This window comes from Rhodococcus sp. AB351 (assembly GCF_049538275.1).
Classification (GTDB): domain Bacteria; phylum Actinomycetota; class Actinomycetes; order Mycobacteriales; family Mycobacteriaceae; genus Rhodococcus.
The window spans coordinates 1-1,796 of record NZ_JBMVFW010000033.1 but is presented as its reverse complement, the minus strand read 5'-3'; the positions used below and the strand labels follow the sequence as shown (position 1 = coordinate 1,796).

Sequence of the window (1,796 nt, the reverse complement as noted above, 5' to 3'; positions counted from 1 at the left end):
GATCGAAAGGCCATTCATGATCGAGTCTGCTGTCACCGTCGACCCGAACTCCTTGCACGCGTCGATCGACTCCGGCAAGAACGTACGGATCATCGACGTCCGCACTCCGGGCGAGTTCGAGTCCGTGCACATTCCCGGCGCCTACAACGTCCCCCTGGACCTGCTGCGCGAGCACCGCGACGAGTTCTGTGCCCATTTCGACGAGAACGTCGTGCTGGTATGCAGATCCGGACAGCGTGCCGGTCAAGCCGAAGAGACCCTGCGCGGGGCAGGATTGTTCAACCTCCACATCCTCGCCGGCGGCATGCTCGGCTGGGAATCGGCCGGCCTGCCCGTCAACCGCGGCGCCGAACGCTGGGATCTCGAACGCCAGGTCCGGCTCGTCGCCGGTTCGCTCGTGCTGAGCTCGGTTCTCGGCAGCATCGCCGTGCCGAAGCTCAAGTGGCTCGCCGCCGGAATCGGCGGTGGGTTGACCTTCGCCGCACTGTCGAACACCTGCGCGATGGGCATGCTGCTGTCCAAGCTTCCCTACAACCGCGGCGCCTCGTGTGATGCCCAGAGCATCGTCGCGCAGCTGGTCCGGTCGAATACAGAACACGCCGAGAGGAACTGATCATGATCGCGTTGACCGTAGCTCTGGCAGTCCTCGTCGGCGTCACCCTCGGACTGCTCGGTGGCGGAGGCTCGATTCTCACCGTCCCGCTACTCGCTTACGTCGCAGGCATGGACGCCAAGGAAGCGATTGCCACTTCGCTGCTGGTCGTGGGTGTCACCAGCGCGGTCGGCGCGATCTCCCACGCACGCGCCGGCCGCGTGCAGTGGCGCACCGGAATCCTGTTCGGCCTGGCCGGCATGGTCGGCGCCTACGGCGGTGGTCTGCTCTCACGCTTCATCCCCGGCACCGTCCTGCTGCTCGGCTTCGCCGTGATGATGATCGCCACGGCGATCGCGATGCTCCGCGGCCGCAAGAACAAAGCCGCGGCCGACGAGGGCGAGCGCGCGATGCCCGTCGGCAAGATCCTGCTCGACGGTGTGGTCGTCGGTCTGGTCACCGGCCTCGTCGGCGCCGGCGGCGGCTTCCTCGTCGTCCCGGCTCTGGCACTGCTCGGCGGCCTGCCGATGCCGGTCGCCGTCGGTACCTCGCTGATCGTGATCGCCATGAAGTCCTTCGCCGGACTCGGCGGCTACCTGTCCACAGTGCAGATCGACTGGCGTCTGGCGGCGATGGTCACCGGTGCCGCCGTCGTGGGCAGCCTCATCGGCGGCCGCCTGACCTCACTGGTCGATCCGGACACCCTGCGCAAGAGCTTCGGCTGGTTCGTCCTGATCATGTCCTCCGTCATCCTCGCGCAGGAGATCCACCCCGGCGTCGGCATCGCCGCGGCGGCACTCACCGTCGTTGCCGCCGGCGCTACCTATGCCTGCAACCGCAGGGAGCACTGCCCGCTGCAACGACTCGGAGGACGCCCTCGCGCCGCCGTGGCGGCGGGCTGAGCGGAAGACTCGGAAGTGCTCACCCATTCTCGACGGACCCGATCCGAGGAGTTCACCATGCACGAAGTCGACACTGCCGCTCTGATCCAGGCGTGGGAGTCCGGAGCTCCGGTGCTCGATGTCCGCGAGGACTACGAGTACATCCAGGGCCACGTTCCCGGCGCCCAATTGATCCCCCTCCCCGAACTGTCCGCCCGTGTGAGCGAGGTATCTCCGGGAGAGACCGTCTACGTCATCTGCGCATCGGGAAACCGGAGCAAGCGCGGAGCCGAGATCCTCGAATCGGCCGGACGGCCCGCGGT

At 67.1% G+C, this 1,796-nt stretch carries 3 protein-coding genes; all 3 read left to right on the top strand.

The features are described from left to right. The first annotated feature begins 16 nt into the window (after positions 1 to 16). A complete protein-coding gene (locus ACPCXD_RS22870) occupies positions 17 to 613 on the top strand; it encodes a rhodanese-like domain-containing protein (protein WP_423661205.1) in 597 nt (198 codons plus the stop codon). A gap of 2 nt (positions 614 to 615) precedes the next feature. Further along, positions 616 to 1,494, top strand: coding sequence for a sulfite exporter TauE/SafE family protein (locus ACPCXD_RS22865; RefSeq protein ID WP_423661204.1), 879 nt, complete (start codon positions 616 to 618; stop codon positions 1,492 to 1,494). A gap of 57 nt (positions 1,495 to 1,551) precedes the next feature. Next, positions 1,552 to 1,796, top strand: a 245-nt coding sequence (locus tag ACPCXD_RS22860) for a rhodanese-like domain-containing protein (protein WP_423661203.1), incomplete at its 3' end; no start/stop codon positions are given.

Coding starts and splice junctions, on each gene's coding strand:
- ACPCXD_RS22865 (WP_423661204.1), top strand. CDS start 616: ATGATCGCGTTGACCGTAGCTCTGGCAGTCCTCGTCGGCGTCACCCTC.
- ACPCXD_RS22870 (WP_423661205.1), top strand. CDS start 17: ATGATCGAGTCTGCTGTCACCGTCGACCCGAACTCCTTGCACGCGTCG.